This window comes from Enterocloster sp., from assembly GCF_057861365.1.
Map to the genome: position 1 here is coordinate 1 of NZ_DBMACH010000021.1, position 23,019 is coordinate 23,019.

General features: G+C 45.9%; 38 protein-coding genes and 1 pseudogene. 37 read left to right on the forward strand and 2 right to left on the reverse strand.

The features are described 5' to 3' along the window. The 37 genes and pseudogenes from rplB to ACZM6M_RS16065 form a co-directional block, all read left to right on the forward strand. Positions 1-144 (forward strand): annotated as a pseudogene (gene rplB / locus ACZM6M_RS15885) (50S ribosomal protein L2); the annotation flags it as partial. Positions 145-163: 19 nt separating this feature from the next. Next, positions 164-448, forward strand: coding sequence for a 30S ribosomal protein S19 (gene rpsS, locus ACZM6M_RS15890; protein ID WP_002566510.1), 285 nt, complete (start codon positions 164-166; stop codon positions 446-448). Between the two features lie 33 nt (positions 449-481). Then, the gene (gene rplV, locus ACZM6M_RS15895) at positions 482-868 is read left to right on the forward strand and encodes a 50S ribosomal protein L22 (protein WP_066550103.1); all 387 of its coding nucleotides are present in this window, start codon (positions 482-484) and stop codon (positions 866-868) included. A 9-nt stretch (positions 869-877) separates the two neighbouring features. Continuing rightward, positions 878-1,534, forward strand: coding sequence for a 30S ribosomal protein S3 (rpsC, locus tag ACZM6M_RS15900; protein WP_066550100.1), 657 nt, complete (start codon positions 878-880; stop codon positions 1,532-1,534). After that, positions 1,534-1,971, forward strand: a complete 438-nt coding sequence (gene rplP, locus ACZM6M_RS15905; RefSeq protein ID WP_066550097.1) for a 50S ribosomal protein L16 — start codon at positions 1,534-1,536, stop codon at positions 1,969-1,971. The genes rpsC and rplP overlap by 1 nt, the downstream gene beginning before the upstream one ends. Beyond that, a complete protein-coding gene (gene rpmC, locus ACZM6M_RS15910) occupies positions 1,961-2,164 on the forward strand; it encodes a 50S ribosomal protein L29 (protein ID WP_066550094.1) in 204 nt (67 codons plus the stop codon). Before rplP ends, rpmC begins: the two co-directional genes overlap by 11 nt. 17 nt (positions 2,165-2,181) lie before the next feature. Then, complete coding sequence (gene rpsQ / locus ACZM6M_RS15915) at positions 2,182-2,436, forward strand: 30S ribosomal protein S17 (RefSeq protein WP_081423019.1); 255 nt, start codon at positions 2,182-2,184, stop codon at positions 2,434-2,436. A gap of 21 nt (positions 2,437-2,457) precedes the next feature. Beyond that, the gene (gene rplN / locus ACZM6M_RS15920) at positions 2,458-2,826 is read left to right on the forward strand and encodes a 50S ribosomal protein L14 (protein ID WP_066550084.1); all 369 of its coding nucleotides are present in this window, start codon (positions 2,458-2,460) and stop codon (positions 2,824-2,826) included. Positions 2,827-2,840: 14 nt separating this feature from the next. After that, entirely contained in the window at positions 2,841-3,146 is a 306-nt protein-coding gene (rplX, locus tag ACZM6M_RS15925) for a 50S ribosomal protein L24 (protein ID WP_066550081.1), read from the forward strand. 23 nt (positions 3,147-3,169) lie between these two features. Further along, positions 3,170-3,709 carry a 50S ribosomal protein L5 gene (gene rplE, locus ACZM6M_RS15930; protein WP_066550080.1) on the forward strand — a complete coding sequence of 180 codons (540 nt, stop codon included), beginning with the start codon at positions 3,170-3,172 and terminating at the stop codon, positions 3,707-3,709. A gap of 16 nt (positions 3,710-3,725) precedes the next feature. Next, positions 3,726-3,911, forward strand: coding sequence for a type Z 30S ribosomal protein S14 (locus tag ACZM6M_RS15935; protein ID WP_002566501.1), 186 nt, complete (start codon positions 3,726-3,728; stop codon positions 3,909-3,911). Between the two features lie 34 nt (positions 3,912-3,945). Beyond that, positions 3,946-4,347, forward strand: a complete 402-nt coding sequence (gene rpsH / locus ACZM6M_RS15940; RefSeq protein WP_066550073.1) for a 30S ribosomal protein S8 — start codon at positions 3,946-3,948, stop codon at positions 4,345-4,347. 159 nt (positions 4,348-4,506) lie between these two features. Further along, positions 4,507-5,049 carry a 50S ribosomal protein L6 gene (gene rplF / locus ACZM6M_RS15945; protein WP_066550070.1) on the forward strand — a complete coding sequence of 181 codons (543 nt, stop codon included), beginning with the start codon at positions 4,507-4,509 and terminating at the stop codon, positions 5,047-5,049. A 17-nt stretch (positions 5,050-5,066) separates the two neighbouring features. Continuing rightward, positions 5,067-5,435 (forward strand): 50S ribosomal protein L18, encoded by a 369-nt coding sequence (gene rplR, locus ACZM6M_RS15950; protein ID WP_066550067.1) that lies wholly within the window; start codon positions 5,067-5,069, stop codon positions 5,433-5,435. 17 nt (positions 5,436-5,452) lie between these two features. Further along, a complete protein-coding gene (rpsE, locus tag ACZM6M_RS15955; protein WP_066550060.1) occupies positions 5,453-5,962 on the forward strand; it encodes a 30S ribosomal protein S5 in 510 nt (169 codons plus the stop codon). Positions 5,963-5,977: 15 nt separating this feature from the next. Beyond that, positions 5,978-6,160: a 50S ribosomal protein L30 gene (gene rpmD / locus ACZM6M_RS15960; RefSeq protein ID WP_066550057.1), complete on the forward strand. Its 183-nt coding sequence runs from the start codon at positions 5,978-5,980 to the stop codon at positions 6,158-6,160. A gap of 28 nt (positions 6,161-6,188) precedes the next feature. Beyond that, positions 6,189-6,629 (forward strand): 50S ribosomal protein L15, encoded by a 441-nt coding sequence (gene rplO / locus ACZM6M_RS15965; RefSeq protein WP_066550054.1) that lies wholly within the window; start codon positions 6,189-6,191, stop codon positions 6,627-6,629. Then, a complete protein-coding gene (gene secY / locus ACZM6M_RS15970) occupies positions 6,629-7,945 on the forward strand; it encodes a preprotein translocase subunit SecY (RefSeq protein WP_178276546.1) in 1,317 nt (438 codons plus the stop codon). The genes rplO and secY overlap by 1 nt, the downstream gene beginning before the upstream one ends. Before the next feature lie 85 nt (positions 7,946-8,030). Beyond that, positions 8,031-8,675: an adenylate kinase gene (locus ACZM6M_RS15975; RefSeq protein WP_483201909.1), complete on the forward strand. Its 645-nt coding sequence runs from the start codon at positions 8,031-8,033 to the stop codon at positions 8,673-8,675. A 2-nt stretch (positions 8,676-8,677) separates the two neighbouring features. After that, positions 8,678-9,424 (forward strand): type I methionyl aminopeptidase, encoded by a 747-nt coding sequence (gene map, locus ACZM6M_RS15980; RefSeq protein WP_066550045.1) that lies wholly within the window; start codon positions 8,678-8,680, stop codon positions 9,422-9,424. A gap of 12 nt (positions 9,425-9,436) precedes the next feature. Further along, a complete protein-coding gene (locus ACZM6M_RS15985; protein ID WP_066550042.1) occupies positions 9,437-9,733 on the forward strand; it encodes a KOW domain-containing RNA-binding protein in 297 nt (98 codons plus the stop codon). Continuing rightward, the gene (gene infA / locus ACZM6M_RS15990) at positions 9,715-9,933 is read left to right on the forward strand and encodes a translation initiation factor IF-1 (protein ID WP_021869270.1); all 219 of its coding nucleotides are present in this window, start codon (positions 9,715-9,717) and stop codon (positions 9,931-9,933) included. The genes ACZM6M_RS15985 and infA overlap by 19 nt, the downstream gene beginning before the upstream one ends. 104 nt (positions 9,934-10,037) lie before the next feature. Continuing rightward, complete coding sequence (gene rpmJ / locus ACZM6M_RS15995) at positions 10,038-10,151, forward strand: 50S ribosomal protein L36 (RefSeq protein ID WP_003497809.1); 114 nt, start codon at positions 10,038-10,040, stop codon at positions 10,149-10,151. A 26-nt stretch (positions 10,152-10,177) separates the two neighbouring features. Then, positions 10,178-10,546, forward strand: a complete 369-nt coding sequence (gene rpsM, locus ACZM6M_RS16000) for a 30S ribosomal protein S13 (protein WP_066550040.1) — start codon at positions 10,178-10,180, stop codon at positions 10,544-10,546. A gap of 89 nt (positions 10,547-10,635) precedes the next feature. Next, a complete protein-coding gene (rpsK, locus tag ACZM6M_RS16005; RefSeq protein WP_002566488.1) occupies positions 10,636-11,040 on the forward strand; it encodes a 30S ribosomal protein S11 in 405 nt (134 codons plus the stop codon). A gap of 26 nt (positions 11,041-11,066) precedes the next feature. Next, the gene (rpsD, locus tag ACZM6M_RS16010) at positions 11,067-11,660 is read left to right on the forward strand and encodes a 30S ribosomal protein S4 (RefSeq protein ID WP_066550037.1); all 594 of its coding nucleotides are present in this window, start codon (positions 11,067-11,069) and stop codon (positions 11,658-11,660) included. A 156-nt stretch (positions 11,661-11,816) separates the two neighbouring features. Further along, positions 11,817-12,779, forward strand: a complete 963-nt coding sequence (locus tag ACZM6M_RS16015; RefSeq protein WP_066550034.1) for a DNA-directed RNA polymerase subunit alpha — start codon at positions 11,817-11,819, stop codon at positions 12,777-12,779. Positions 12,780-12,927: 148 nt separating this feature from the next. Next, positions 12,928-13,464 carry a bL17 family ribosomal protein gene (locus ACZM6M_RS16020; RefSeq protein ID WP_066550032.1) on the forward strand — a complete coding sequence of 179 codons (537 nt, stop codon included), beginning with the start codon at positions 12,928-12,930 and terminating at the stop codon, positions 13,462-13,464. Positions 13,465-13,671: 207 nt separating this feature from the next. Next, positions 13,672-14,934, forward strand: coding sequence for an N-acetylmuramoyl-L-alanine amidase family protein (locus ACZM6M_RS16025; protein ID WP_489490559.1), 1,263 nt, complete (start codon positions 13,672-13,674; stop codon positions 14,932-14,934). Positions 14,935-15,065: 131 nt separating this feature from the next. Beyond that, positions 15,066-15,917 (forward strand): energy-coupling factor transporter ATPase, encoded by an 852-nt coding sequence (locus tag ACZM6M_RS16030; protein ID WP_066550028.1) that lies wholly within the window; start codon positions 15,066-15,068, stop codon positions 15,915-15,917. Between the two features lie 69 nt (positions 15,918-15,986). After that, positions 15,987-16,862: an energy-coupling factor transporter ATPase gene (locus ACZM6M_RS16035; protein WP_337433756.1), complete on the forward strand. Its 876-nt coding sequence runs from the start codon at positions 15,987-15,989 to the stop codon at positions 16,860-16,862. After that, positions 16,856-17,656 carry an energy-coupling factor transporter transmembrane component T family protein gene (locus ACZM6M_RS16040; protein ID WP_066550024.1) on the forward strand — a complete coding sequence of 267 codons (801 nt, stop codon included), beginning with the start codon at positions 16,856-16,858 and terminating at the stop codon, positions 17,654-17,656. The genes ACZM6M_RS16035 and ACZM6M_RS16040 overlap by 7 nt, the downstream gene beginning before the upstream one ends. 12 nt (positions 17,657-17,668) lie before the next feature. Continuing rightward, positions 17,669-18,430 carry a tRNA pseudouridine(38-40) synthase TruA gene (gene truA, locus ACZM6M_RS16045; protein WP_337433757.1) on the forward strand — a complete coding sequence of 254 codons (762 nt, stop codon included), beginning with the start codon at positions 17,669-17,671 and terminating at the stop codon, positions 18,428-18,430. A 202-nt stretch (positions 18,431-18,632) separates the two neighbouring features. Beyond that, positions 18,633-19,061, forward strand: coding sequence for a 50S ribosomal protein L13 (gene rplM / locus ACZM6M_RS16050; RefSeq protein WP_066550019.1), 429 nt, complete (start codon positions 18,633-18,635; stop codon positions 19,059-19,061). A gap of 24 nt (positions 19,062-19,085) precedes the next feature. Continuing rightward, on the forward strand, positions 19,086-19,478 hold the full coding sequence (gene rpsI, locus ACZM6M_RS16055; RefSeq protein WP_066550017.1) for a 30S ribosomal protein S9: 393 nt from the start codon (positions 19,086-19,088) through the stop codon (positions 19,476-19,478). Between the two features lie 373 nt (positions 19,479-19,851). Further along, positions 19,852-20,175 carry a BRO family protein gene (locus ACZM6M_RS16060; protein ID WP_489490560.1) on the forward strand — a complete coding sequence of 108 codons (324 nt, stop codon included), beginning with the start codon at positions 19,852-19,854 and terminating at the stop codon, positions 20,173-20,175. Between the two features lie 755 nt (positions 20,176-20,930). Next, on the forward strand, positions 20,931-21,488 hold the full coding sequence (locus ACZM6M_RS16065; protein ID WP_489490561.1) for a type II toxin-antitoxin system PemK/MazF family toxin: 558 nt from the start codon (positions 20,931-20,933) through the stop codon (positions 21,486-21,488). Positions 21,489-21,585: 97 nt separating this feature from the next. Here the strand turns inward: ACZM6M_RS16065 and ACZM6M_RS16070 are convergent, their stop codons facing one another. Together ACZM6M_RS16070 and ymfI are read right to left on the reverse strand one after the other, a co-directional pair. Next, complete coding sequence (locus ACZM6M_RS16070) at positions 21,586-22,038, reverse strand: hypothetical protein (protein ID WP_296039004.1); 453 nt, start codon at positions 22,036-22,038, stop codon at positions 21,586-21,588. 170 nt (positions 22,039-22,208) lie between these two features. Further along, on the reverse strand, positions 22,209-22,940 hold the full coding sequence (ymfI, locus tag ACZM6M_RS16075) for an elongation factor P 5-aminopentanone reductase (RefSeq protein ID WP_489490562.1): 732 nt from the start codon (positions 22,938-22,940) through the stop codon (positions 22,209-22,211). Positions 22,941-23,019 lie beyond the last annotated feature (79 nt).

The following is a 23,019-nucleotide window of genomic DNA, read 5'->3' on the forward strand; positions in this document are numbered from 1 at the left end:
GGTGGTGAGGGCAAGACCGGTATCGGCCGTCCAGGTCCATGCACACCATGGGGCAAGCCTGCTCTGGGTCTGAAGACCAGAAAGAAGAACAAGCAGTCTAACAAGTTGATCGTAAGAAGACGTGATGGCAAAACCATCAAATAATTAAGGAGGTTAAGAACACATGGCTCGTTCACTGAAAAAAGGACCATTTGCAGATGCGCATCTGTTAAAGAAAGTAGACGCTATGAATGCAGCAGGACAGAAGCAGGTAATCAAGACCTGGTCCCGCCGTTCAACAATCTTCCCGCAGATGGTTGGTCACACAATCGCCGTTCATGACGGAAGAAAGCACGTTCCGGTATACGTTACTGAGGATATGGTAGGACACAAACTGGGTGAGTTCGTAGCAACCAGAACCTACAGAGGCCACGGTAAAGACGAGAAGAAGTCCGGCGTTAGAAAGTAATCCACGGGTAAGATTGAAAGGAGGTTTTTACCAATGGCAAAAGGACATAGATCCCAAATCAAGAGAGAAAGAAATGCTCAGAAGGACAACAGACCCAGCGCAACACTGTCTTACGCTAGAGTATCTGTCCAGAAGGCTTGCTTTGTATTAGATGCCATTAGAGGCAAAGATTTACAGACCGCACTTGGTATTGTAACATATAATCCCAGATATGCTTCCAGCTTAGTTAAGAAGTTACTGGAATCAGCTGCAGCAAACGCTGAGAACAATAACAACATGGATCCCGCAAAGCTGTACGTAGAAGAGTGCTACGCAAACCAGGGACCAACTATGAAGAGAGTTAGACCGAGAGCTCAGGGCCGCGCTTACAGAATCGAGAAGAGAATGAGCCACATCACTGTAGTTCTCAATGAAAGATAGGAGGCAAATATGGGACAGAAAGTTAATCCACACGGCTTAAGAGTCGGTGTTATTAAAGACTGGGATTCCAGATGGTATGCAGAAGCTGATTTTGCAGACTGCCTGGTTGAAGACTATGATATCAGAAAGTTCTTAAAGAACAGATTAAAGAATTCCGGTGTTTCCAAGATCGAAATTGAGCGCGCATCTGACCGTGTAAAGGTTATCATCTACACTGCTAAGCCAGGCGTAGTTATCGGTAAGGGCGGTTCTGAGATTGAGAAGTTGAAGGCAGAAGTTCAGAAGATGACTTCTAAGAAGCTGTTTGTAGACATCAAAGAGATCAAGAGACCGGACAGAGATGCTCAGCTGGTTGCAGAGTCTATTGCACAGCAGCTGGAGAACCGTGTTTCCTTCCGTCGTGCTATGAAGTCCACCATGGGCAGAACCATGAAGGCTGGCGTTAAGGGTATTAAGACTGCTGTTGCAGGCCGTCTGGGCGGCGCTGATATGGCACGTACAGAGTTCTACAGCGAGGGTACTATCCCGCTTCAGACATTAAGAGCAGATATTGACTATGGTTTCGCAGAAGCAGATACCACCTACGGCAAGATTGGCGTTAAGGTATGGATCTACAAAGGCGAGGTACTTCCTACTAAAGGAAACAAGGAAGGGAGCGATAAATAATGTTAATGCCTAAGAGAGTAAAGCGTCGTAAACAGTTCCGTGGATCTATGGCCGGTAAGGCATTAAGAGGTAATACGATCTCTAACGGTGAGTACGGTTTAGTCGCTACTGAACCATGTTGGATCAAGTCAAACCAGATCGAGGCAGCCCGAGTTGCCATGACACGTTACATCAAGCGTGGCGGTAAGGTTTGGATCAAGATCTTCCCCGATAAACCTGTAACAGCAAAGCCAGCAGAAACCCGTATGGGTTCCGGTAAGGGCGCTCTGGAGTACTGGGTAGCAGTTGTAAAGCCAGGCCGCGTATTATTTGAGATCGCTGGTGTACCAGAGGAAACAGCCAGAGAAGCACTTCGTCTTGCTATGCACAAGCTGCCATGCAAGTGTAAGATTGTTTCTAAAGCAGATTTAGAAGGCGGTGATAACAGTGAAAACTAATAAATTTGTAGAAGAGTTAAAGAATAAGTCAGCAAATGAGCTGAATGATGAGTTAGTAGCTGCGAAGAAGGAACTGTTCAATTTAAGATTCCAGAATGCGACCAATCAGTTAGACAACACATCCCGGATCAAGGAAGTACGCAAGAATATTGCACGGATCCAGACTGTTATCACTGAGAAGGCTAATGCTTAATGAAAGGAGAACTTACCGTGGAAAGAAATTTAAGAAAAACCCGTACCGGTAAAGTGGTAAGCAACAAGATGGATAAGACCATCGTTGTAGCAATCGAGGACCACGTAAAACACCCACTGATCGGTAAGATCGTTAAGAAAACCGTTAAGCTGAAGGCTCATGACGAGAACAATGAGTGCGGCATCGGTGATACTGTAAAAGTAATGGAAACAAGACCACTGTCCAAGGATAAGAGATGGAGACTTGTTGAGATTATCGAGAAAGCAAGATAATTCAGGAAGGAGTTAACAGGTATGGTTCAGCAGGAAACAAGACTTAAGGTTGCCGACAATACCGGTGCAAAGGAACTTCTCTGCATCCGCGTTATGGGTGGTTCAACCAGAAGATATGCAAATATCGGCGATATCATCGTTGCTTCCGTTAAAGATGCAACACCAGGCGGTGTTGTAAAGAAGGGCGATGTTGTAAAGGCTGTAGTTGTTCGTTCTGTTAAGGGCGCTCGTCGTAAAGACGGTTCCTACATCAAGTTTGATGAGAACGCTGCAGTAATTATTAAGGATGACAAGACTCCAAGAGGAACTCGTATCTTTGGGCCTGTAGCCAGAGAATTAAGAGACAAGCAGTTCATGAAGATTGTCTCCCTGGCTCCAGAAGTATTATAAGGAGGGTGTCCACTGTGCAGAAAATCAAGAAAGACGATTTAGTAGTTGTAATCGCAGGCAAAGATAAAGACAAACAGGGAAAGGTACTCTCTGTTGATACAAAGAAGAACAAGGTTGTAGTTGAAGGCTGCAATATGATCACAAAGCATACAAAGCAGTCTCCGGCCAACCCACAGGGCGGCATCGTAAACCAGGAAGCTCCCATCGATATCTCCAATGTAATGCTGGTAGTTGACGGCAAGGCAACCAGAGTTGGCTTCGAGGTTAGAGACGGAAAGAAAGTCCGCGTAGCTAAGAAGACTGGCAAGGTTGTTGACTAATTCGGGAGAGGAGGAAAAAAACGTTGGCTAGATTAAAAGAACAGTATCAGAACGAATTCGTAGACGCTCTGATGAAGAAATTTGGATATAAGAACGTTATGCAGGTGCCGAAGCTTGATAAGATTGTTATCAACATGGGCGTAGGCGAAGCTAAGGAAAATGCCAAGGTTCTGGATTCCGCAGTTCGGGATCTGGAGATCATCTCCGGTCAGAAGGCTGTAACAACAAAGGCTAAGAAGTCTGTTGCAAACTTCAAGATCCGTGAAGGCATGGCAATCGGCTGCAAGGTTACTCTTCGCGGCGAGAGAATGTATGAATTCCTGGATCGTCTGATCAACCTGGCACTGCCTCGTGTACGTGACTTCAGAGGTGTTAACCCTAACGCATTTGATGGCAGAGGAAACTATGCTCTTGGTATCAAAGAGCAGCTGATCTTCCCTGAGATTGAATACGATAAAGTTGACAAGGTAAGAGGTATGGATATCATCTTCGTTACCACTGCTAAGACAGACGAGGAAGCTCGTGAACTTTTGACATTATTCAATATGCCTTTTGCAAAATAGTTAGGAGGAAACTTTCATGGCTAAGACTTCAATGAAGATCAAACAGCAGCGTCCTGCTAAATTCTCTACCAGAGAGTACAATCGCTGCAGAATCTGCGGCCGTCCACATGCTTACCTGAGAAAGTACGGCATCTGCAGAATTTGCTTCCGCGAACTGGCTTATAAGGGTCAGATTCCTGGTGTTAAGAAGGCAAGCTGGTAAGCTTTAGAGAATTTAGAAAAGGAGGCACACAACAATGACAATGAGCGATCCGATTGCAGATATGCTTACAAGAATCCGTAATGCAAATACTGCAAAGCACGATACAGTAGATGTACCTTCATCCAAGATGAAATTAGCTATTGCTGACATTCTGGTAAATGAAGGATATATTGCAAAGTACGATATGGTAGAGGACGGCGGTTTCCAGACCATCCGCATCACCTTAAAGTACGGCAAAGACAAGAACGAGAAGATCATTTCCGGTATTAAGAGAATCTCCAAGCCTGGTCTGCGTGTATACGCAAACAAGGAGGAGCTTCCAAGAGTACTTGGCGGTCTTGGTATCGCCATCCTCTCCACCAACCAGGGCGTGATTACCGATAAGGAAGCACGCAGACTTGGTGTAGGCGGCGAAGTTCTGGCTTTCGTTTGGTAAGGAAACTTCGACAGCACTAAGCTCGTTAAAAACCTCGCTAAGTGCTGCGAAGTGCTTTCGCACGTAAGCGCCCACATGACAGGCGCTAAGTGCTCAATGTAACTGAAAACAGAGAGACCGCAAAGGTCTCTCCGAGAATTTAAGTAGGAGGTAATAGGCATGTCACGTATCGGTAGAATGCCAGTTGTGATCCCGGCAGGTGTAACTGTTACGATCGCAGAAGGAAACAAAGTGACCGTAAAGGGTCCAAAGGGAACACTTGAGAGAGACCTTGCTCCAGAGATGACCATCGAGGAGAAGGAAGGTCACATTATCGTAAGCAGACCAAACGATTTAAAGAGAATGAAATCCTTACATGGTCTGACCAGAACTCTGATCAACAACATGATCCACGGTGTAACTGAGGGTTATGAGAAGGTTCTGGAAGTAAATGGTGTTGGTTACAGAGCTGCAAAGCAGGGCAAGAAGCTTACTCTGAACCTGGGATATTCTCATCCTGTAGAGATGGAAGATCCTGAAGGCATCGAGACTGTTCTTGAAGGACAGAACAAGATCATCGTTAAAGGTATCAGTAAAGAAAAAGTTGGCCAGTACGCTGCTGAGATCAGAGACAAGAGAAGACCTGAGCCTTACAAGGGCAAGGGTATCAAGTACGCTGATGAGGTTATCAGACGTAAAGTTGGTAAGACTGGTAAGAAATAATTAAGGAGAGTGTAAAAATGGTTAACAAACAGTCAAGAAGCGAAATTCGCGTAAAGAAGCACAACAGAATGCGTAACCGTTTTGCTGGCACAGCAGAGAGACCGCGTCTGGCAGTGTTTAGAAGTAATAATCATATGTATGCTCAAATTATCGACGATACGGTTGGTAACACTCTGGTTGCTGCTTCCACAGTTGAGAAAGAAATCAAGGCTGAACTGGAGAAGACAAACGACAAGGCAGCTGCAGCATACGTTGGTACAGTGATCGCAAAGAGAGCCCTTGAAAAAGGTATCACGGAAGTTGTTTTCGATAGAGGCGGCTTTATATATCAGGGCAAAATTCAGGCATTAGCAGATGCAGCTCGTGAAGCTGGTCTGAATTTCTAATAGAGAGGAGAACAAGCATGAAGCGTACAATTATTGATGCCAGTCAGTTGGAGCTGAATGATAGAGTAGTGGCAATCAAGAGAGTATCCAAGACTGTTAAAGGTGGACGTACCATGAGATTTTCCGCTCTGGTAGTAGTTGGTGACGGAAACGGCCATGTAGGCGTTGGCCTTGGCAAGGCAGGAGAGGTTCCGGAAGCAATCCGTAAGGGTAAAGAGGCTGCTGTTAAGAATCTGGTTGAGATCCCAATGGATGAGAACAACAGTATTCCTCATGACTTCATCGGCAAGTTCGGAAGCGCAAACGTTCTGTTAAAGAGAGCTCCTGAAGGTACCGGTATCATCGCAGGCGGCCCTGCTCGTGCCGTTGTAGAGTTAGCAGGTATCAAGAATATCCGTACCAAGTCCTTAGGTTCCAATAACAAGACCAATGTAGTTCTTGCAACTGTTGCAGGTTTAACTTCTTTAAAGACTCCTGAGGAGATCGCAAAACTGCGCGGCAAATCTGTTGAAGAAATTTTAGGCTAATAGGAGGAAAGAGACATGGCAGAGAGATTAAAGATCACATTAGTCAAGTCCCCTATCGGTGCTATTCCAAAGCAGAGAGCAACGGTTGAGGCACTTGGACTGAACAAGATGCACAAGACAGTTGAGATGCCGGACAACGGCTCTGTCAGAGGCATGATCCAGTGTGTAAGACACTTAGTTAAAGTAGAAGAGATCTAAATTCTAGATAAAGTAAGGAGGTGCAGTCATGGAGTTATCAAATTTACAGCCTGCTGCAGGTTCAAAGCACAGCGACAATTTTAGAAGAGGCCGCGGCCATGGTTCAGGCAATGGTAAGACCGCTGGTAAGGGCCACAAGGGTCAGAAAGCTCGTTCCGGAGCACCGAGACCAGGCTTTGAAGGTGGACAGATGCCATTATACAGACGTCTGCCAAAGCGCGGATTTACAAATATGAATTCCAAGCACATTGTTGGCATTAACGTAAGCGCTCTTGAGAGATTCGATAACGATACCGTAGTTACAGTAGAGACCCTGCTGGAGGCTGGTGTGGTTAAGAACCCGAGAGATGGTGTTAAGATCCTTGGAAATGGAGAATTAACCAAAAAGCTGACCGTTAAGGTGAATGCATTCAGTGAAGGTGCAAAATCTAAAATCGAGGCTTTAGGTGGAACCTGCGAGGTGATCTAATGTTTAAAACGATTAGAAACGCTTTCAAGGTAAAAGAGCTTCGCGAGAAGATCCTTTATACCCTTATGATGCTGGTAGTCATCCGTTTTGGCTGCCAGCTTCCCATCCCGGGAATTGAGACCACGTTCTTTAAGGACTGGTTTGCAAAGCAGACAGCAGATGTATTTGGCTTTTTCAATGCAATGACGGGTGATTCATTCTCGAATATGTCCATTTTTGCTCTGAGCATTACGCCATACATCACTTCTTCCATTATCATTCAGCTGCTCACCATTGCGATTCCAAAGCTGGAAGAGATGCAGAAGGATGGTGAAGAAGGAAGAAAGAAAATTCAGGAATACACCCGATATACAACCGTTGCACTGGCTCTTTTAGAATCCAGTGCTATGGCAATAGGCTTTGGACGCCAGGGCCTTCTTCATGATTTCAATGCATGGAATGTGATCATTGCAGTCATCACCATGACAACGGGCAGCGCCCTGCTCATGTGGATTGGCGAGCAGATTACATCAAAGGGTGTAGGAAACGGTATTTCTATCGTGCTTCTGTTTAACATCCTGTCCAGTATTCCCGATGACATCAAAAGCCTTTACTATCGTTTTATATTCGGTCAGTCCATCCCAGTAATGGCCGGTGCAGCGATTCTGATTGCGTTGGTTATTGTGATGATGGTTGTCTTTGTTGTTGTTTTAAATAACGCGGAGAGAAGGATCCCGGTGCAGTATTCAAAGAAAATGGTAGGACGCAAGATGGTAGGCGGACAGGCCTCTAACATTCCGTTGAAGATCAACACCGCCGGCGTTATGCCCGTTATCTTCGCATCCTCGATCATGTCCTTCCCGGTTGTGATCTCACAGTTCTTCCCGGTGGATTATAATACCATTGGCGGTAAGATCCTGACCATGCTTAATTCCGGTTCCTGGTGCAGACCATCACAGCCGATTTATTCCATCGGTCTTGTGATCTATATCGTACTGTTATTCGTATTTGCTTACTTCTATACGTCGATTACCTTTAATCCTCTTGAGGTGGCAAACAATATGAAGAAGCAGGGCGGCTTTATCCCAGGTATCCGTCCTGGCAAGCCCACCAGCGATTATCTGAATCATATTTTGAATTATATTGTTTTCATCGGCGCCGTAGGCCTTACAGTAGTTGCGGTAGTTCCGATCCTGGCATCTGGCCTTCTTGATGTAGGTCAGATCTCATTCTCCGGAACGTCCCTGATCATTATTGTAGGTGTTGTGCTGGAGACGATCAAAGCAATAGAATCTCAGATGCTTGTGCGTTATTATAAGGGATTTTTGAACGATTAACATAACAGTTTGATCAGTCAATCTGCCTTTGTGGTATTCCACAAGGGCGGATTGATTGCGTTATAGGAAAGAGGAGAGAAATCTCATGAAGATCATCATGTTAGGCGCTCCAGGCGCAGGAAAAGGTACTCAGGCGAAAAAAATTGCAGCAAAGTACGGTATACCCCATATCTCTACCGGAGATATTTTCCGTGCGAATATCAAGAACGGAACAGAGCTGGGCTTAAAGGCGAAGTCCTATATGGATGCCGGCGGTCTGGTTCCTGATGAGATTACCATCGGAATGCTTCTGGACCGTATCCATCAGGCTGACTGTGAAAACGGTTATGTACTGGACGGATTCCCAAGAACCATTCCTCAGGCAGAAAGTCTGACAGAGGCTCTGAAAAAGAATGGCGAGGCCATTGATTTTGCAGTGAATGTGGATGTTCCTGATGAGAACATCATCAACCGTATGTCCGGACGCCGTGCCTGCTTAAACTGCGGAGCTACCTACCATATCGTATACAATGCTCCAAAGAAGGAGGATGTATGCGACGCCTGCGGACAGGAACTGGTACTCAGAGACGACGACAAGCCGGAAACAGTTAAAAAACGTCTCGGCGTATATCATGACCAGACACAGCCTCTGATTGATTATTATAAGAATGAAGGCGTTCTGGCTGAAGTTGACGGAACCCTGGATATGGAAGACGTATTCCAGGCAATCGTAAAGATTTTAGGAGCATAATCATGGTAACGATTAAATCTCAGCGTGAAATTGAACTGATGCGGGAGGCAGGAAAGATTCTTGCGAAGGTCCATGAGGAGCTTGGCAGGATCGTAAAGCCGGGAATTTCCACCAAGGAGATCGACCGCATCTGTGAAGAGATGATCCGCAGCCATGGATGTATCCCTTCCTTCCTGAATTACGAGGGATATCCTGCTTCCGTGTGCATTTCCATCAATGATGAGGTGGTTCACGGAATTCCCAGCAAACACCGTTATCTCAATGAGGGCGACATAGTCAGCCTGGATACAGGTGTGATCTGGAAAGGGTATCAGTCGGATGCGGCAAGGACTCATATGATCGGAGAGGTAACTCCCCAGGCAAGAAAGCTGGTTGAAGTAACCCAGCAGAGCTTCTTTGAGGGAATAAAGTTTGCAAAAGCCGGCAATCATCTCAATGATATTTCAAAGGCCATTCAGGCATATGCAGAAAGCTTCGGCTTCGGCGTAGTAAGAGATCTGGTTGGCCACGGAATCGGCACAGAGATGCATGAGGAGCCTGAGATACCAAACTTTGCCCAGCGCCGCAAAGGCATCCGCCTGGCGGCCGGTATGACACTTGCTATTGAGCCTATGATCACCGCAGGACGTTATGATGTAGCATGGATGGATGACGGCTGGACCGTTGTAACAGAAGACGGTTCTCTGGCCTCTCATTATGAAAACACCATCCTGATTACGGACGGCGAACCAGAGATCCTGTCTCTGTAACAGAGGTGCAGCATGGCGGAAATGAAAACGGCCTGTCTGGTAAAAAGCCTGGCAGGCCATGATAAAAATGAGTTTTATATCATAATCCGCGTTCAGGGCGAATATGCTTATCTGTCAGACGGCAGAAAGCACCCGCTGGACCGGCCAAAGCGCAAGAACATCAAACATCTGCAGCCCCTTAAGGAATATGATAAGGGACTGAGAGAAAAGCTGATCATGGGCAGCCGCGTAGAGGACGAAGAGATTGCCCGGTGGATCCGCAGCCGCATAAGCAGTAGGAGGGAAAGAAAATGTCAAAAGCAGACGTAATCGAAATTGAAGGAACCGTAGTTGAGAAGCTTCCAAACGCCATGTTCCAGGTAGAGCTGGAAAACGGCCATCAGGTTCTGGCACACATCAGCGGAAAGCTCCGCATGAATTATATCCGTATTCTTCCGGGCGATAAAGTAACCCTGGAGATGTCCCCATACGATCTGTCAAAGGGCAGGATCATCTGGAGAGATAAATAAACACTGAGAAAAATCAAAAATTGGGCCTAAAAATGCTTGCATTTCCAAAAAAACTTTGGTATAATGCTTTAGCAACTTTGTGGTCTATAGAAAGGAGAATTACTGTGAAGGTTAGATCATCCGTAAAGCCGATCTGCGAAAAGTGCAAGATCATCAAGAGAAAAGGCAGTATCAGAGTAATTTGCGAAAATCCAAAGCATAAACAGAGACAAGGTTAATTATTTTTAGGAGGTGTACTACACACATGGCTCGTATTTCAGGTGTTGACTTACCAAGAGAAAAACGTGTTGAGATCGGTCTTACTTACATCTACGGAATTGGTAGAGCAAGCTCCAACCGCATCTTAGCAGACGCTGGCGTAAACCCAGACACTCGCGTTAAGGATTTAACCGATGATGAGGTAAAGAAGCTGGCTAACATCATTGCTGAAACTCAGACTGTGGAAGGTGATCTGCGCAGAGAGATCGCTATGAACATCAAGAGACTTCAGGAAATCGGATGCTACAGAGGAATCCGTCACAGAAAGAGCCTGCCGGTTCGCGGACAGAAGACAAAGACCAACGCAAGAACCTGCAAGGGTCCGAGAAAGACAGTAGCAAACAAGAAGAAATAATTTGTAACACCGTAACCGAATTCGGATTTACATGTTTTAAAAACAGGAAGAACGAATTCATAATCAATGAGAAAGTAGGTTAGTTTAAAATGGCTAAAAAAGTGTCCACTACAGCAAAAAAAGTGACAAAAAAGCGTGTAAAGAAAAACGTTGAACGCGGACAGGCACATATCCAGTCATCTTTTAATAACACGATCGTTACATTAACTGATGCGCAGGGTAACGCTTTATCATGGGCAAGTGCCGGTGGTCTGGGATTTAGAGGTTCAAGGAAATCTACTCCTTATGCAGCTCAGATGGCAGCAGAAACTGCTACAAAGGCAGCCCTTGTACATGGCTTAAAGTCAGTAGACGTTATGGTTAAAGGTCCTGGTTCAGGACGTGAGGCAGCGATCCGTGCCCTTCAGGCATGCGGTCTGGAAGTAACCAGCATTAAGGACGTAACTCCGGTTCCACACAATGGATGCCGTCCGCCAAAGCGCAGAAGAGTCTGATGATTTTAATCTAGGAGGTAATTAAAGTGGCAGTAGATAGAGTTCCTGTTCTTAAAAGATGCAGATCCCTCGGACTGGATCCAATCTATTTAGGAATTGATAAAAAGTCTAACAGAGAATCTAAGAGAGCAAACAAGAAGATCAGCGAGTATGGTCTTCAGTTAAGAGAAAAGCAGAAGGCAAAGTTCATTTACGGCGTATTAGAGAAACCTTTCCGTAACTACTATGCAAAGGCTTCCAAGATGAACGGTATGGTTGGTACCAACCTGATGATCCTTCTGGAGTGCAGACTGGATAACGTACTGTTCCGTATGGGTCTTGGACGTACCCGTAAAGAGGCTAGACAGATCGTTGATCACAAGCACGTTTTAGTAAACGGCAAGCTCGTAAATATCCCATCCTACCAGGTTAAGGCTGGCGATGTGATCGAGATCAAAGAGAAGTTCAAGTCTGCTCAGAGATATAAGGATATCCTGGAAGTAACTGCAGGCCGTATGGTTCCTGCATGGATCGAGGCTGATCAGGAGAACCTGCGCGGCACCGTTAAGGAGCTGCCAACCAGAGATGAGATCGACGTTCCCGTTAACGAGATGCTTATCGTCGAGCTGTACTCCAAATAATCCGCTTGTATATAAAGTATTTAAGGTATGCCTGTCTAAATTTTGGACAGGCGTACTTTGCTGGAATGCACCGGTATGCAGGGGGTGCGCTTAAGGTGTTTTCCCCTGCGTTAAACCCTCGATATTTGACATATACCCAAAAAGGAGGGGCTATTAGTGTTCGATTTTGAAAAACCAAATATTGAAATCGCAGAGATTTCAGAAGACAAAAGATACGGCAAGTTTGTAGTTGAACCACTTGAGAGAGGTTACGGTACTACACTGGGCAATTCCTTAAGAAGGATCATGCTTTCTTCTTTACCCGGAGCCGCAGTGAGTCAGGTAAAAATCGATGGCGTTTTACATGAGTTCAGTTCCATCCCCGGAGTTAAGGAAGATGTAGCTGAGATCATTATGAACATCAAAAGCTTAGCAATTAAGAACAACAGCGATACCGATGAGCCCAAAGTTGCATACATTGAATTTGAAGGCGAGGGCGTGATCACAGCAGCTGACATTCAGGCAGATGCTGATATCGAGATCATGAATCCTGAACAGGTAATCGCAACCTTAAGCGGCGGCGCAGACAGCAAGTTCTATATGGAACTTACGATCACAAAGGGCCGTGGCTATGTAAGCGCAGATAAGAATAAAAACGCAGATCTGCCTATCGGCGTGATCGCGGTTGATTCTATTTATACTCCTGTTGAGCGTGTCAATATGGCAGTTGCCAATACCCGTGTGGGCCAGCAGACTGACTATGACAAGCTGACACTGGAGATTTATACCAACGGCACACTGGCTCCCGATGAGGCTGTCAGCCTTGCTGCAAAGGTATTAAGCGAGCATCTGAATCTGTTTATCGATCTTTCTGAAAATGCCAAGACTGCTGAGATCATGGTAGAGAAGGAAGACAACGAGAAAGAGAAAGTGCTTGAGATGAATATTGACGAACTGGAGCTTTCCGTTCGTTCTTACAACTGTCTGAAGAGAGCCGGAATCAATACCGTAGAGGAACTGTGCAACCGCACATCCGAGGATATGATGAAGGTTCGTAACCTGGGCCGTAAGTCCTTAGAGGAAGTGCTTGCCAAGTTAAAGGAGCTGGGCTTACAGTTAAATCCCAGCGACGAAGCATAAGACAGCTTGATAGACCTTAGCCAGTAAGTCCAAAGAAGCATGGCGTGGGTTGCCACTATAAAATAAAAGAGACGGGAGAAAACGCCGGGATCAGTAAGTCCAAGGAAGCATGATGCAGGTGTTCCGTCAGATATGGAGGAAATGAATAATGGCAGGATACAGAAAATTAGGAAGAACATCCGATCAGAGAAAGGCTATGATCAGAAGCCAGGTTACTGCTCTGTTATATCATGGTCACATCAAGACAACTGAGACTCGTGCAAAGGAGATCCGCAAGGTTGCTGAGGGTCTGATCGCAATGGCAGTAAGAGAGAAGGATAACTTCGAAACTGTTAAGGTTACCGCTAAGGTTGCCCGCAAGGACAAAGACGGTAAGCGCGTAAAGGAAGTTGTAGACGGCAAGAAGGTTACTGTTTATGATGAAGTAGAGAAGGAGATCAAGAAGGATATGCCTTCCAGACTTCATGCAAGAAGACAGATGTTAAAGGTTCTTTACGGAGTAACTGAGGTTCCTGCTCAGGCTGCGGGAAAGAAGAAGAACACCAAGTCTGTTGACCTGGTTGCAAAGTTATTTGATGAAGTTGCTCCAAAGTATGTTGACCGTAACGGTGGTTACACCAGAATCGTAAAGATTGGTCAGCGTAAGGGCGACGCTGCTATGGAAGTTCTGCTTGAGTTAGTTTAATCAGAATATAGTTATGCAGGCGGCTGCAGATACGGTCAAAGGTATCTGCAGCCTTTTTTGTTTTTCGGAGCGCGGAAAGACGGTTTGTGACAGTGAGTGTTAGAATTCAGACAGAATAGTCAGAATATCGTAAGTTGACGCTGGTATGCCGATTGAACTATAATGATAATAAGAAAAGAAAAGCGTTTTTATAAGGAGGTTGCGTTGATGAAGGGGTTTAAGGGTTTTGTATGTCTGGCATTGACGGCAGCGGCGCTGACTGTGGCGGTGCCGTTTCCGGCTCAGGCATCATCGGATTATAAATATATCACCAGTATTTCGCTTAAAGTCGAAGTTGAACTGGATGCAGGAGATGAGATTAACAGCGGAGACAGTCTGGGTACGTCTAAAGATGATTCCGGCACCAGAGTTTATACCACATCGGACAAATATGATGTTGCTTCCGCTGAGTGGAGTAATGATAAGGATGTGGGGATTGGAGATACGCCCAAGATTACCGTATGGCTGGAGCCAAATTACTCTTCAAACGGCGAGTATGACTATCGTTTCCGAAGCAGCTACAGCTCTGGAAATGTAAATATCAGCGGAGGTGAGTATGTTTCTGCCAAGAAAAGCGGCAGTGATTTAAAGGTAGTCCTGAGAGTTAAGGGCGTAAAGGGTACGTACGAAGCTCCTGAAAATGCTGAATGGGGCAGCGGAAAAGGCAAAGCAACCTGGGAAGAGCCGGATGATACCTCAGGACATTACGATGTAATTCTGTACAGAGGTTCTACCGTAGTAAAGAAGCTGGAAAAATACAGCGGAACCTCCTACAATTTCTATCCCTATATGACGAAAGAAGGTGATTATACCTTTAAGGTCCGCACTGTTCCCAATTCCGACACAGAGGAACGCTATGGAAAGAAAAGCGACTGGACGGAATCAGACAGCAAATATATAGATGAGGATGAGGTATCTGACGGAACGGGACAGGATAATAGTAATGGTGTTCCGGGAGGCAGTACCACACCGAGCGGAGGCACTACAGACGTAGGCTGGCGGCAGGATGGAAATACCTGGTATTTTAAGTATCCGGATGGAAATTATATTAAGGATAACTGGCTGAAATGGAATGACAAATGGTATCTGTTTGATAGTTCAGGAAGGATGCTTACCGGCTGGCAGAAGAAAAATAATTACTGGTATTACTTAGGGGAAAACGGTGATATGAAAAAGGGCTGGCTCCAGTCTGGAAATATATGGTACTATTTGAATCCCAATGACGGTGGTCCGGAAGGAGCAATGGTTACCAACAGCTGGCTTACGATTAACGGAAAGACTTATTTTGTGAATGCATCCGGCATAATGGTAGAGGGCTGGTATCAGATTGAGGGAAACTACTATTACTTTTATCCCGGAGATGGTTCTAAGGCAGTCAGTACCTCCATCAGCGGTTTTGTATTGGATGCAAACGGAGTATGGCAGCATTAAGATATTGCTTATATACAGGATTTTTCAAAGGGAGCGGCAAATGAACGGCCGCTCCTTTTGATGTTCCGGGTATTGACTTATGGTATGATATAAACTAAAATGTAACAAGCTTAGAGGGCAGGAGGAAGCCTATGGGAATCATAAAGACAGTCCATCTGATATATGAATACATCAGACATGATGAAGAGGAGAAAGTTGCGGAAGTAAAGCGTGCCATTGACGGTGTAGACCTGGAAATCGAAGAAGGCTCATTTACAGCCATTCTGGGTCATAATGGCTCAGGAAAATCCACTCTGGCAAAGCATATCAACGGTCTTTTGCTGCCTACAGAGGGAACTGTATGGGTAGGAGAGATAGATACAAAGGAAGAGGATCGTATCTGGGATGTCCGCAAAACAGCCGGAATGGTCTTTCAAAATCCTGATAATCAGATCATTGGAAATATCGTGGAGGAAGACGTGGGCTTTGGTCCTGAAAATATCGGTGTTCCCACAGATGAGATCTGGAAGCGGGTGGATGAGAGCTTAAAGGCTGTCGGGATGACGGCATACAGGAAGCAGTCGCCAAATAAGCTTTCCGGTGGCCAGAAGCAGCGGGTAGCCATCGCCGGAGTCATGGCTATGCGGCCCAGGTGCATTATTCTGGATGAGCCTACGGCCATGCTGGATCCAAACGGCAGAAAAGAGGTAATCCGTACCATCCGCCAGTTAAATCAGGCTGAAGGAATCACTGTGCTTTTGATCACCCATTATATGGAAGAAGCCATTGATGCAGACCGTATTATCGTGATGGACGATGGGAAAATCGTGATGGATGGGAAGCCCAAGGAAATATTTTCCAGAGTAAGAGAGTTAAAGACGTATGGGCTGGATGTTCCCCAGGCTACAGAACTGGCATTTGAATTAAAAGAAGCGGGTATGCCGTTATCAGATGGGATACTGAGCCGTGAGGAACTGGTTAAGGAGCTATTACCCCTTTTATAACGAACAGGTGCGCCGGACGGTTTTACGAGCTGTTTGAGCGCTGTCAGATAACGGTTAGGAGAATAGACCATGTCAATAAAAGCAGTTGACTTAAATTATGTATACGGAGGCGGGACTGCCTTTGAGCAGCACGCACTTTTTGATGTAAACTTTGAAATTAAAGATGGGGAATTTGTGGGGATTATCGGTCACACGGGCTCCGGCAAATCAACGTTGATCCAGCATTTAAACGGGTTGATTCGTGCCAGTTCAGGCGCTCTCTATTACAATGGAGAAAATATTTACGAGGACGGCTATGATATGAAGAAGCTGCGTACTCGGGTAGGTCTGGTGTTTCAGTACCCGGAGCATCAACTTTTTGAAATCGACGTGCTGACCGACGTGTGTTTTGGCCCTCAGAATCAGGGACTTACGAAGGAGGAGGCTCTGATCCGGGCAAAGGAGGCTCTGCGCCTGGCAGGACTGGATGAAAGCTACTATAAGCGATCACCCTTTGAACTCTCCGGCGGTCAGAAGCGCCGGGTGGCTATTGCCGGTGTACTTGCCATGGAGCCGGAGGTGCTGATCCTGGACGAGCCCACAGCAGGTCTGGATCCCAGAGGAAGGGATGAGATTCTGGATCAGATTTCCAGACTTCACAGAGAACGCCATATGACAATTATTCTGGTGTCTCACAGTATGGAGGATGTAGCCCGGTATGCGGATCGTCTTCTTGTTATGAACCATGGCAAGAAGGTCTTTGACGGAACGCCCAGAGAAGTATTTTCCCATTATAAGGAGCTGGAAGCAATGGGACTGGCGGCTCCTCAGGTGACTTATCTTGTTCACGATCTGAAAGCGCAGGGAATTGCCATTGACGAGAGCATTACTACCGTGGAGGAGGCCAGAGAAGCCATTTTGACTCTGTGGAGAAATCAAACGAAAGAGGGGACAGGAAAATGCTGAGAGAACTTACACTGGGACAGTATTATCCTGCGGATTCCATTGTCCACAGGCTGGATCCAAGAACAAAGCTGTTTGCTACTATGGTGTTTATCGCTTCCCTTTTTATTGCAGATAATATCTGGGGATATCTGATTGCCACTTTTGTGCTGGCTGCCATAATCCGTCTTACCCAGGTACCAGTCCGCTTTATCCTTAAAGGCCTAAAGGCCATTGTGATCCTGCTGTTGATCAGCGTCAGCTTTAATTTGTTTCTGACACCGGGAGAAGAGATTTTCCGGTTTTGGATTTTCAAGATTACAAAGGAAGGTGTGCGGCTGGCAGCCTTTATGGCAGTGCGTCTGATCTATCTGGTGATCGGTTCGTCTCTGATGACCCTGACGACCACTCCCAATCAGCTTACAGATGGTCTGGAAAAGGGACTGGGCTGTTTAAAGGCCCTTAAGATCCCAGTGCATGAAATTGCCATGATGATGTCCATTGCCCTTCGCTTTATCCCTATTTTGGTGGAGGAAACCGATAAGATCATGAAGGCCCAGATGGCCAGAGGCGCTGATTTTGAAACCGGTAACATAATTCGGAAGGCAAAGGCTATGGTGCCGCTGTTAGTGCCTCTGTTTATATCTGCCTTCCGCAGGGCCACTGATCTGGCCATGGCCATGGAAGCCAGATGCTATCAGGGCGGTGAGGGACGAACCAAGATGAAGCCCTTGCAGTACAGCCAGAGAGATCATGACGCTTACATGATTTTTGCCCTTTATTTTGTGGTAATGATCGCATCACGGGTCTATCTGTAGGAGGAAAATACTATGACAAAGCGTGTCCGCCTTCGGGTGGCATATGACGGAACCGCTTATCACGGCTGGCAGCTGCAGCCGGGAGCCGTTACCATTGAACAGGTATTAAATGAAACACTGACAGAGCTTTTGGGCGAACCCATTCAGGTTATCGGAGCCAGCCGGACCGACTCTGGCGTCCATGCCAGAGGAAATGTGGCTGTTTTTGACACAAGCCACAGGATGCCTGCGGATAAGATCTGCTTTGCCTTAAACCAGCGGCTGCCGGAGGATATACGTGTTCAGTCTTCTGAGACGGTAGCGCCAGACTGGCATCCCAGACGATGCAGCTGTGTAAAGACATATGAATATAAGATCTTAAACAGGAAAATAGAGCTTCCAACAGAACGCCTGTATTCCCATTTCTGTTATTTTGATCTGGATCTTGAAAAAATGCAGCAGGCAGCTGTCCTGTTAGTGGGAGAACATGATTTTAAAAGCTTCTGCAATGTAAGAACCCAGGTAAAGGACACTGTCCGGACCATCTATGAGATCAGCCTAAGCCGTACAGAGGATGGAATGATCACTATCCGCATCTGTGGAAACGGTTTCCTTTACAATATGGTACGCATTATTGCGGGAACACTTATCAGTGTGGGAATGGGACAGATTCCGCCAGATCAGATCGAGGATATCCTAAACGCCAGAGACCGGGCTGCGGCAGGTCCGACTGCTCCGGCCAGAGGACTTACATTGATTGGGATGGAATATGAAGAAAACGCAGGAAAAGCCTGAAAACCGCGGAAAACCTGCAAAAAAGCGGTTGACACAAAGATTCAGATATTATATAATAAGAAACTGTGACATTGAGGGTAAATGCTCATCCAAAGCCCCGGAGCGGAGCATTTCATTGATAAATACTTCCCATATTTATCACATATAGCAGGGGTACAAGCACCCCATATATAACAGGTTGAGATTAACAGGAGGTTGACCAATGAAGAGTTTTATGGCTAGTCCAGCGACAATTGAGAGAAAATGGTATGTAGTTGACGCTACAGGATATACATTAGGACGTTTATCATCTGAGATTGCTAAGGTTTTAAGAGGAAAGAACAAGCCGATCTTTACTCCACACATGGACTGCGGCGATTACGTAATTGTTGTAAACGCTGACAAGGTAAAGGTTACAGGCAAGAAGTTAGATCAGAAGATCTACTACAATCACTCTGATTATGTAGGCGGCATGAGAGAGACTACTCTTCGCGAGATGATGGCTAAGAAGCCTGAGAAGGTTGTAGAGTTAGCAGTTAAGGGTATGCTTCCAAAGGGACCTCTGGGAAGAAGCATGATCACAAAGCTTCATGTATATGCAGGCCCGAACCACGAGCAGGCAGCACAGAAACCAGAAGTTTTAACATTTTAATGAGGATTGGAGGAAGAAAGTATCATGGCTAGCGCAAAATTTTACGGAACAGGCAGAAGAAAGAAATCCATCGCCAGAGTATATTTAGTACCAGGTACTGGTAAGATCACTATCAACAAGAGAGATATCGATGAGTATCTTGGTCTTGAGACCTTAAAGCTGATCGTTCGTCAGCCATTAGTAGCTACAGAGACTACTGATAAGTTTGACGTATTAGTAAACGTTCGCGGCGGCGGTACAACCGGACAGGCTGGTGCGATCCGTCACGGCATCTCCAGAGCTCTTCTTCAGGCTGACGCTGATTACAGACCTGTTCTGAAGAAAGCAGGCTACTTAACAAGAGACCCAAGAATGAAGGAAAGAAAGAAATACGGCTTAAAGGCTGCACGTCGCGCTCCTCAGTTCAGCAAGCGATAATCTACAACTTAAAAATGCTAAAAAAGCCCGGAAATACGCTATTTTCCGGGCTTTTTCTATGCCTGAAATCACCTGATTCCGATGGTGAAATTTGAGGAAATTTGACTTCAAATTAGCCCATTTTGATGGGTTTACAGAAGGCCATTTTGGAGGGGAAATTAGCCCCATATCCTTGACGGATTTTTGGTAAAAATCCGGCTGAAATGGAATGAAAAACAGTGTCAGGGTCGTTTGACGAATTCTGCAAAAAAATAATATCAGGTATCCTGTTACATAGAACCTTGGCTCATTCTTTGAAAACGAGAATGGGTCGAGGCTCTATTTTTTTCGCCCGAAAGCCGGCGAGACAAATTTGAGTAGGAGGTAAACAGGTATGACGGATTTCAATCAGAAGACCCATGACACCGATGTGGGCAGTCATGGCGGACTGTCGAGGCAGATGATGGAGGTGTTTGAGAACCAGGGGTTTGGTTCGATCCGCGTGTTGCAGGAGGCGGGCAAGACATTCTTCTGTGCAAGTGACGTGGCAAAAGCGTTGGGGTATGTGAATCCCTACGCCGCAGTGAAACGCCATTGCAGAGGCCCCCTAACGAAACGCGAGGGGGTCGTTCAGAAGGTGCATCAGTCTGGTATCAGTATTCTCACGCTTAAAAGAAGAATCAAACTGGACACTTGCCGATGCCGAGCCGTACATTGAATCACTCATTGCATTTTATCAGGATCATCATCAAACCACTTTCCGCGTAATGGAAGCGTCTGAGGTCAGAAGATTGCAACGGATACCATGCAGGCAGGTGTTGCAGGAAATCTTTGACGGAAAATTTATTGAACTAAAAAATGGTATGCTGCGGTACAAGTAGTAAGAGAAACGAATAGCCAGCGTATTGTGTGGAATGAATCACATGATACGCTGTCCGTTTTTGTTTTAGATGACTTTGGAAACAGGTTAGAGAGCAGCAACAATCATGTGACTCGTTGGGAAACCAACGGGGTATTTTTTTGCCTCAATCCGGCTGTATAGAACACTGAAAAGTCAAAACGAACCGCAGGTAGTCCTGCAAGGACAACCAAAGTGCGCCTACAAGGCCAACACGAAATCGGAGGATTCTTGTTAAACTTACTTTGTAAGGACAAAAGTCCGGATGTCCCTTGAAAACTGAATACTCATTCTTCAGATACATTCCTGTTTGGTCGAGCCTTCGACTGCACGCCATGAAGCCCTTCGGGGCGATAGCGGTTTCGCAGAAGCAAATGCCGGATTGCAACCGGCGGTGGTGTTAAAACCAGACAGGGACAATGATACTTCCGTAATTCGCGGTCCGGCCATAAGGAAGGCGGGATGGTTAAATTCCAATGGAGCAGTGAAGCACACTGCCGCCTGTGAGAAATCCTACATCTCTGGGGGGATAAGAAAAAGTACAGAGAAACCATATTTTCAGAAAGCACTGCCGGGTGCTGTATCAGGGTGATACCTGGCAGGCTTTATCCATATCAGTGTATGGAGATTGGAGAAAACAGCAAATAAAAGAAAACTGGTTTTATCGGCGAGGTGACTTATATCTTGCCAATCTCGGTGTTCCGGTTGGATCAAAGCAGGGCGGTGTTCGTCCTGTTGTGGTTCTTCAGAATGATGTCGGCAATTATTATGCGCCGACGATCACGATTGCTCCGCTGACATCGAAAATTGAGAAGAAGCGAAAGCAGCCAACGCATTTCTTCCTCTGTAAAGCAAAGGGACTGGCAAAATCTTCTATGGTATTGGCAGAACAGCTCGACACCTGCGACAAGGTATGCGTGATCCGCTATCTTGGGCGGGTAAGTAAGGGGCAGATGCGTGGGATTGATGAATCCACAATAATGAAAGCATCAAGAGGGACGGCGGGTTTCCTTATATGTAAGAACGAGAGAGGAACTGTACCAGAAACCTGTCTGTCAGCGTTAGTGATAAGTTGTTGTGAATACTTCCTTATCAGCGTAAAATCAAGGGATACAGCGATTTTTTTCTTCTAACAACTGTCAAAGACAGGATTATATAATAAAACAAACCGCCAGAAATCAAAATCGATCTCCAGCGGTTCCTGCATTCATATGATTCATTTTAAGCCGATCAGCGCACTCCAAACTTAGTTCCTCTGCGGATGGTACCATTGCTGTTCCACTCGGTATAAACGTATGGGCCGCCGTCAGTTGTGCCGTTTTCAGTAAACTCATGGTTTACGCCGTTGTAATTGCGTACACCTGTCTGCATTTTACAGCTGTTGTTGTCAAAGTAATATACATTTCCATTGATTTTCATGATGCCGCCCTGAAGCTCGCCGGTATCGGCTGCATAATACCAGGTACCGTCTCTCTGGATCCATCCGGTACGCATCAACTGATCGTTGCCGAAAAAGAACCAGTGGTTTTTGTACTGTACCCAGTTATTAGTGCAGTAGGCTCCGTCGCCCCACTGGTATTTTACACCATCTTTTGTTCCTACAAAACCTGCTGCAAAAGATGTCATGGCGCTGCCTGCTGCAAGGGCAAGAGACAGAGTTACAATAGCGAAACGCTTCTTCATAAAATTCATTCCTCCTGTTTCTTATGATTACAATCTCCGATTTCACATCGGGACTGAGGATTAATTCCTTATGCCAAGAGTTTATACCCTGGAGTAACTCCAAGGTCAATGCATGTAAGCCTTTTGTAAGCTTTTGTAAGGAAAATGAAATAGGAGAAAATGTAAGGCTTCTAAATCCAGCCGCCGTCCAAACCGATTACCTGTCCGGTAAGATAGGAGTCTTTATAGCTGAGATGGTACACCAGGTCAGCTACCTCTTCTGCCCGTCCCAGGCGGCCGGCCGGGATTTCTTCTACCAGGGAAATCAGCTCCTCTTCTTCCAGCCACTGGTTCATCTCTGTGTCAATGGCTCCGCAGGCTACGGCATTGACCTGGATACCGCTGGGGGCTAGCTCCTTGGCGAGCGCCTTAGTAAGTGCGTTGACTCCACCTTTTGTAGCTGAGTACGCAGCTTCGCAGGAAGCCCCTGCAAGACCCCATACAGAAGAAATGTTTACTATTTTACCCTGTTTTTGACGGACCATATAAGGAATTGCCAGTTTACAGCAGTTAAAGACAGAGGTCAGATTGACATGGAGCATTTTTTCCCAGTCCTCTGTACTCATATCCTGAAGGAGACCGATATAGGCGATACCGGCATTGTTGATCAGAATGTCTGCTCCTCCAAACTGTTTTTTTACCTGTTCAAACCATTCTTCACAGCATTCCATATCGCCCATATCTCCCATATAGGCCAGACAGGGCACCTGATAGCTCTGGATTTCCTTTTGCGTCTGCAAAAGACGTTCTTTGCTGTGCACACAGCTTATGGCTACATTATATCCCTTTTTTGCAAATTTGACTGCGATTGCTTTCCCGATGCCACGGGATGCTCCGGTGACCAGTACTGTTTTTCTTGCCATACGCAAAACCATCCTTTCCAAATCTTACCCTATTATATCATATTTTGGCAGGGAAAACCATGTATCCCATTTTAGTTTC

Coding starts and splice junctions, on each gene's coding strand:
- rplM (WP_066550019.1), top strand. CDS start 18,633: ATGAAGAGTTTTATGGCTAGTCCAGCGACAATTGAGAGAAAATGGTAT.
- rplN (WP_066550084.1), top strand. CDS start 2,458: ATGGTTCAGCAGGAAACAAGACTTAAGGTTGCCGACAATACCGGTGCA.
- ACZM6M_RS16025 (WP_489490559.1), top strand. CDS start 13,672: ATGAAGGGGTTTAAGGGTTTTGTATGTCTGGCATTGACGGCAGCGGCG.
- ACZM6M_RS16070 (WP_296039004.1), bottom strand. CDS start 22,038: ATGAAGAAGCGTTTCGCTATTGTAACTCTGTCTCTTGCCCTTGCAGCA.
- ACZM6M_RS16060 (WP_489490560.1), top strand. CDS start 19,852: ATGACGGATTTCAATCAGAAGACCCATGACACCGATGTGGGCAGTCAT.
- rplP (WP_066550097.1), top strand. CDS start 1,534: ATGTTAATGCCTAAGAGAGTAAAGCGTCGTAAACAGTTCCGTGGATCT.
- rpsI (WP_066550017.1), top strand. CDS start 19,086: ATGGCTAGCGCAAAATTTTACGGAACAGGCAGAAGAAAGAAATCCATC.
- rplO (WP_066550054.1), top strand. CDS start 6,189: ATGGAGTTATCAAATTTACAGCCTGCTGCAGGTTCAAAGCACAGCGAC.
- rpmD (WP_066550057.1), top strand. CDS start 5,978: ATGGCAGAGAGATTAAAGATCACATTAGTCAAGTCCCCTATCGGTGCT.
- ACZM6M_RS16020 (WP_066550032.1), top strand. CDS start 12,928: ATGGCAGGATACAGAAAATTAGGAAGAACATCCGATCAGAGAAAGGCT.
- rpsC (WP_066550100.1), top strand. CDS start 878: ATGGGACAGAAAGTTAATCCACACGGCTTAAGAGTCGGTGTTATTAAA.
- ACZM6M_RS15935 (WP_002566501.1), top strand. CDS start 3,726: ATGGCTAAGACTTCAATGAAGATCAAACAGCAGCGTCCTGCTAAATTC.
- rplF (WP_066550070.1), top strand. CDS start 4,507: ATGTCACGTATCGGTAGAATGCCAGTTGTGATCCCGGCAGGTGTAACT.
- ACZM6M_RS15985 (WP_066550042.1), top strand. CDS start 9,437: ATGGCGGAAATGAAAACGGCCTGTCTGGTAAAAAGCCTGGCAGGCCAT.
- rplR (WP_066550067.1), top strand. CDS start 5,067: ATGGTTAACAAACAGTCAAGAAGCGAAATTCGCGTAAAGAAGCACAAC.
- ACZM6M_RS16030 (WP_066550028.1), top strand. CDS start 15,066: ATGGGAATCATAAAGACAGTCCATCTGATATATGAATACATCAGACAT.
- ACZM6M_RS16035 (WP_337433756.1), top strand. CDS start 15,987: ATGTCAATAAAAGCAGTTGACTTAAATTATGTATACGGAGGCGGGACT.
- rpsE (WP_066550060.1), top strand. CDS start 5,453: ATGAAGCGTACAATTATTGATGCCAGTCAGTTGGAGCTGAATGATAGA.
- rpsM (WP_066550040.1), top strand. CDS start 10,178: ATGGCTCGTATTTCAGGTGTTGACTTACCAAGAGAAAAACGTGTTGAG.
- rplV (WP_066550103.1), top strand. CDS start 482: ATGGCAAAAGGACATAGATCCCAAATCAAGAGAGAAAGAAATGCTCAG.
- rpsS (WP_002566510.1), top strand. CDS start 164: ATGGCTCGTTCACTGAAAAAAGGACCATTTGCAGATGCGCATCTGTTA.
- truA (WP_337433757.1), top strand. CDS start 17,669: ATGACAAAGCGTGTCCGCCTTCGGGTGGCATATGACGGAACCGCTTAT.
- rpsK (WP_002566488.1), top strand. CDS start 10,636: ATGGCTAAAAAAGTGTCCACTACAGCAAAAAAAGTGACAAAAAAGCGT.
- map (WP_066550045.1), top strand. CDS start 8,678: ATGGTAACGATTAAATCTCAGCGTGAAATTGAACTGATGCGGGAGGCA.
- ymfI (WP_489490562.1), bottom strand. CDS start 22,940: ATGGCAAGAAAAACAGTACTGGTCACCGGAGCATCCCGTGGCATCGGG.
- ACZM6M_RS16040 (WP_066550024.1), top strand. CDS start 16,856: ATGCTGAGAGAACTTACACTGGGACAGTATTATCCTGCGGATTCCATT.
- infA (WP_021869270.1), top strand. CDS start 9,715: ATGTCAAAAGCAGACGTAATCGAAATTGAAGGAACCGTAGTTGAGAAG.
- secY (WP_178276546.1), top strand. CDS start 6,629: ATGTTTAAAACGATTAGAAACGCTTTCAAGGTAAAAGAGCTTCGCGAG.
- ACZM6M_RS15975 (WP_483201909.1), top strand. CDS start 8,031: ATGAAGATCATCATGTTAGGCGCTCCAGGCGCAGGAAAAGGTACTCAG.
- rpsH (WP_066550073.1), top strand. CDS start 3,946: ATGACAATGAGCGATCCGATTGCAGATATGCTTACAAGAATCCGTAAT.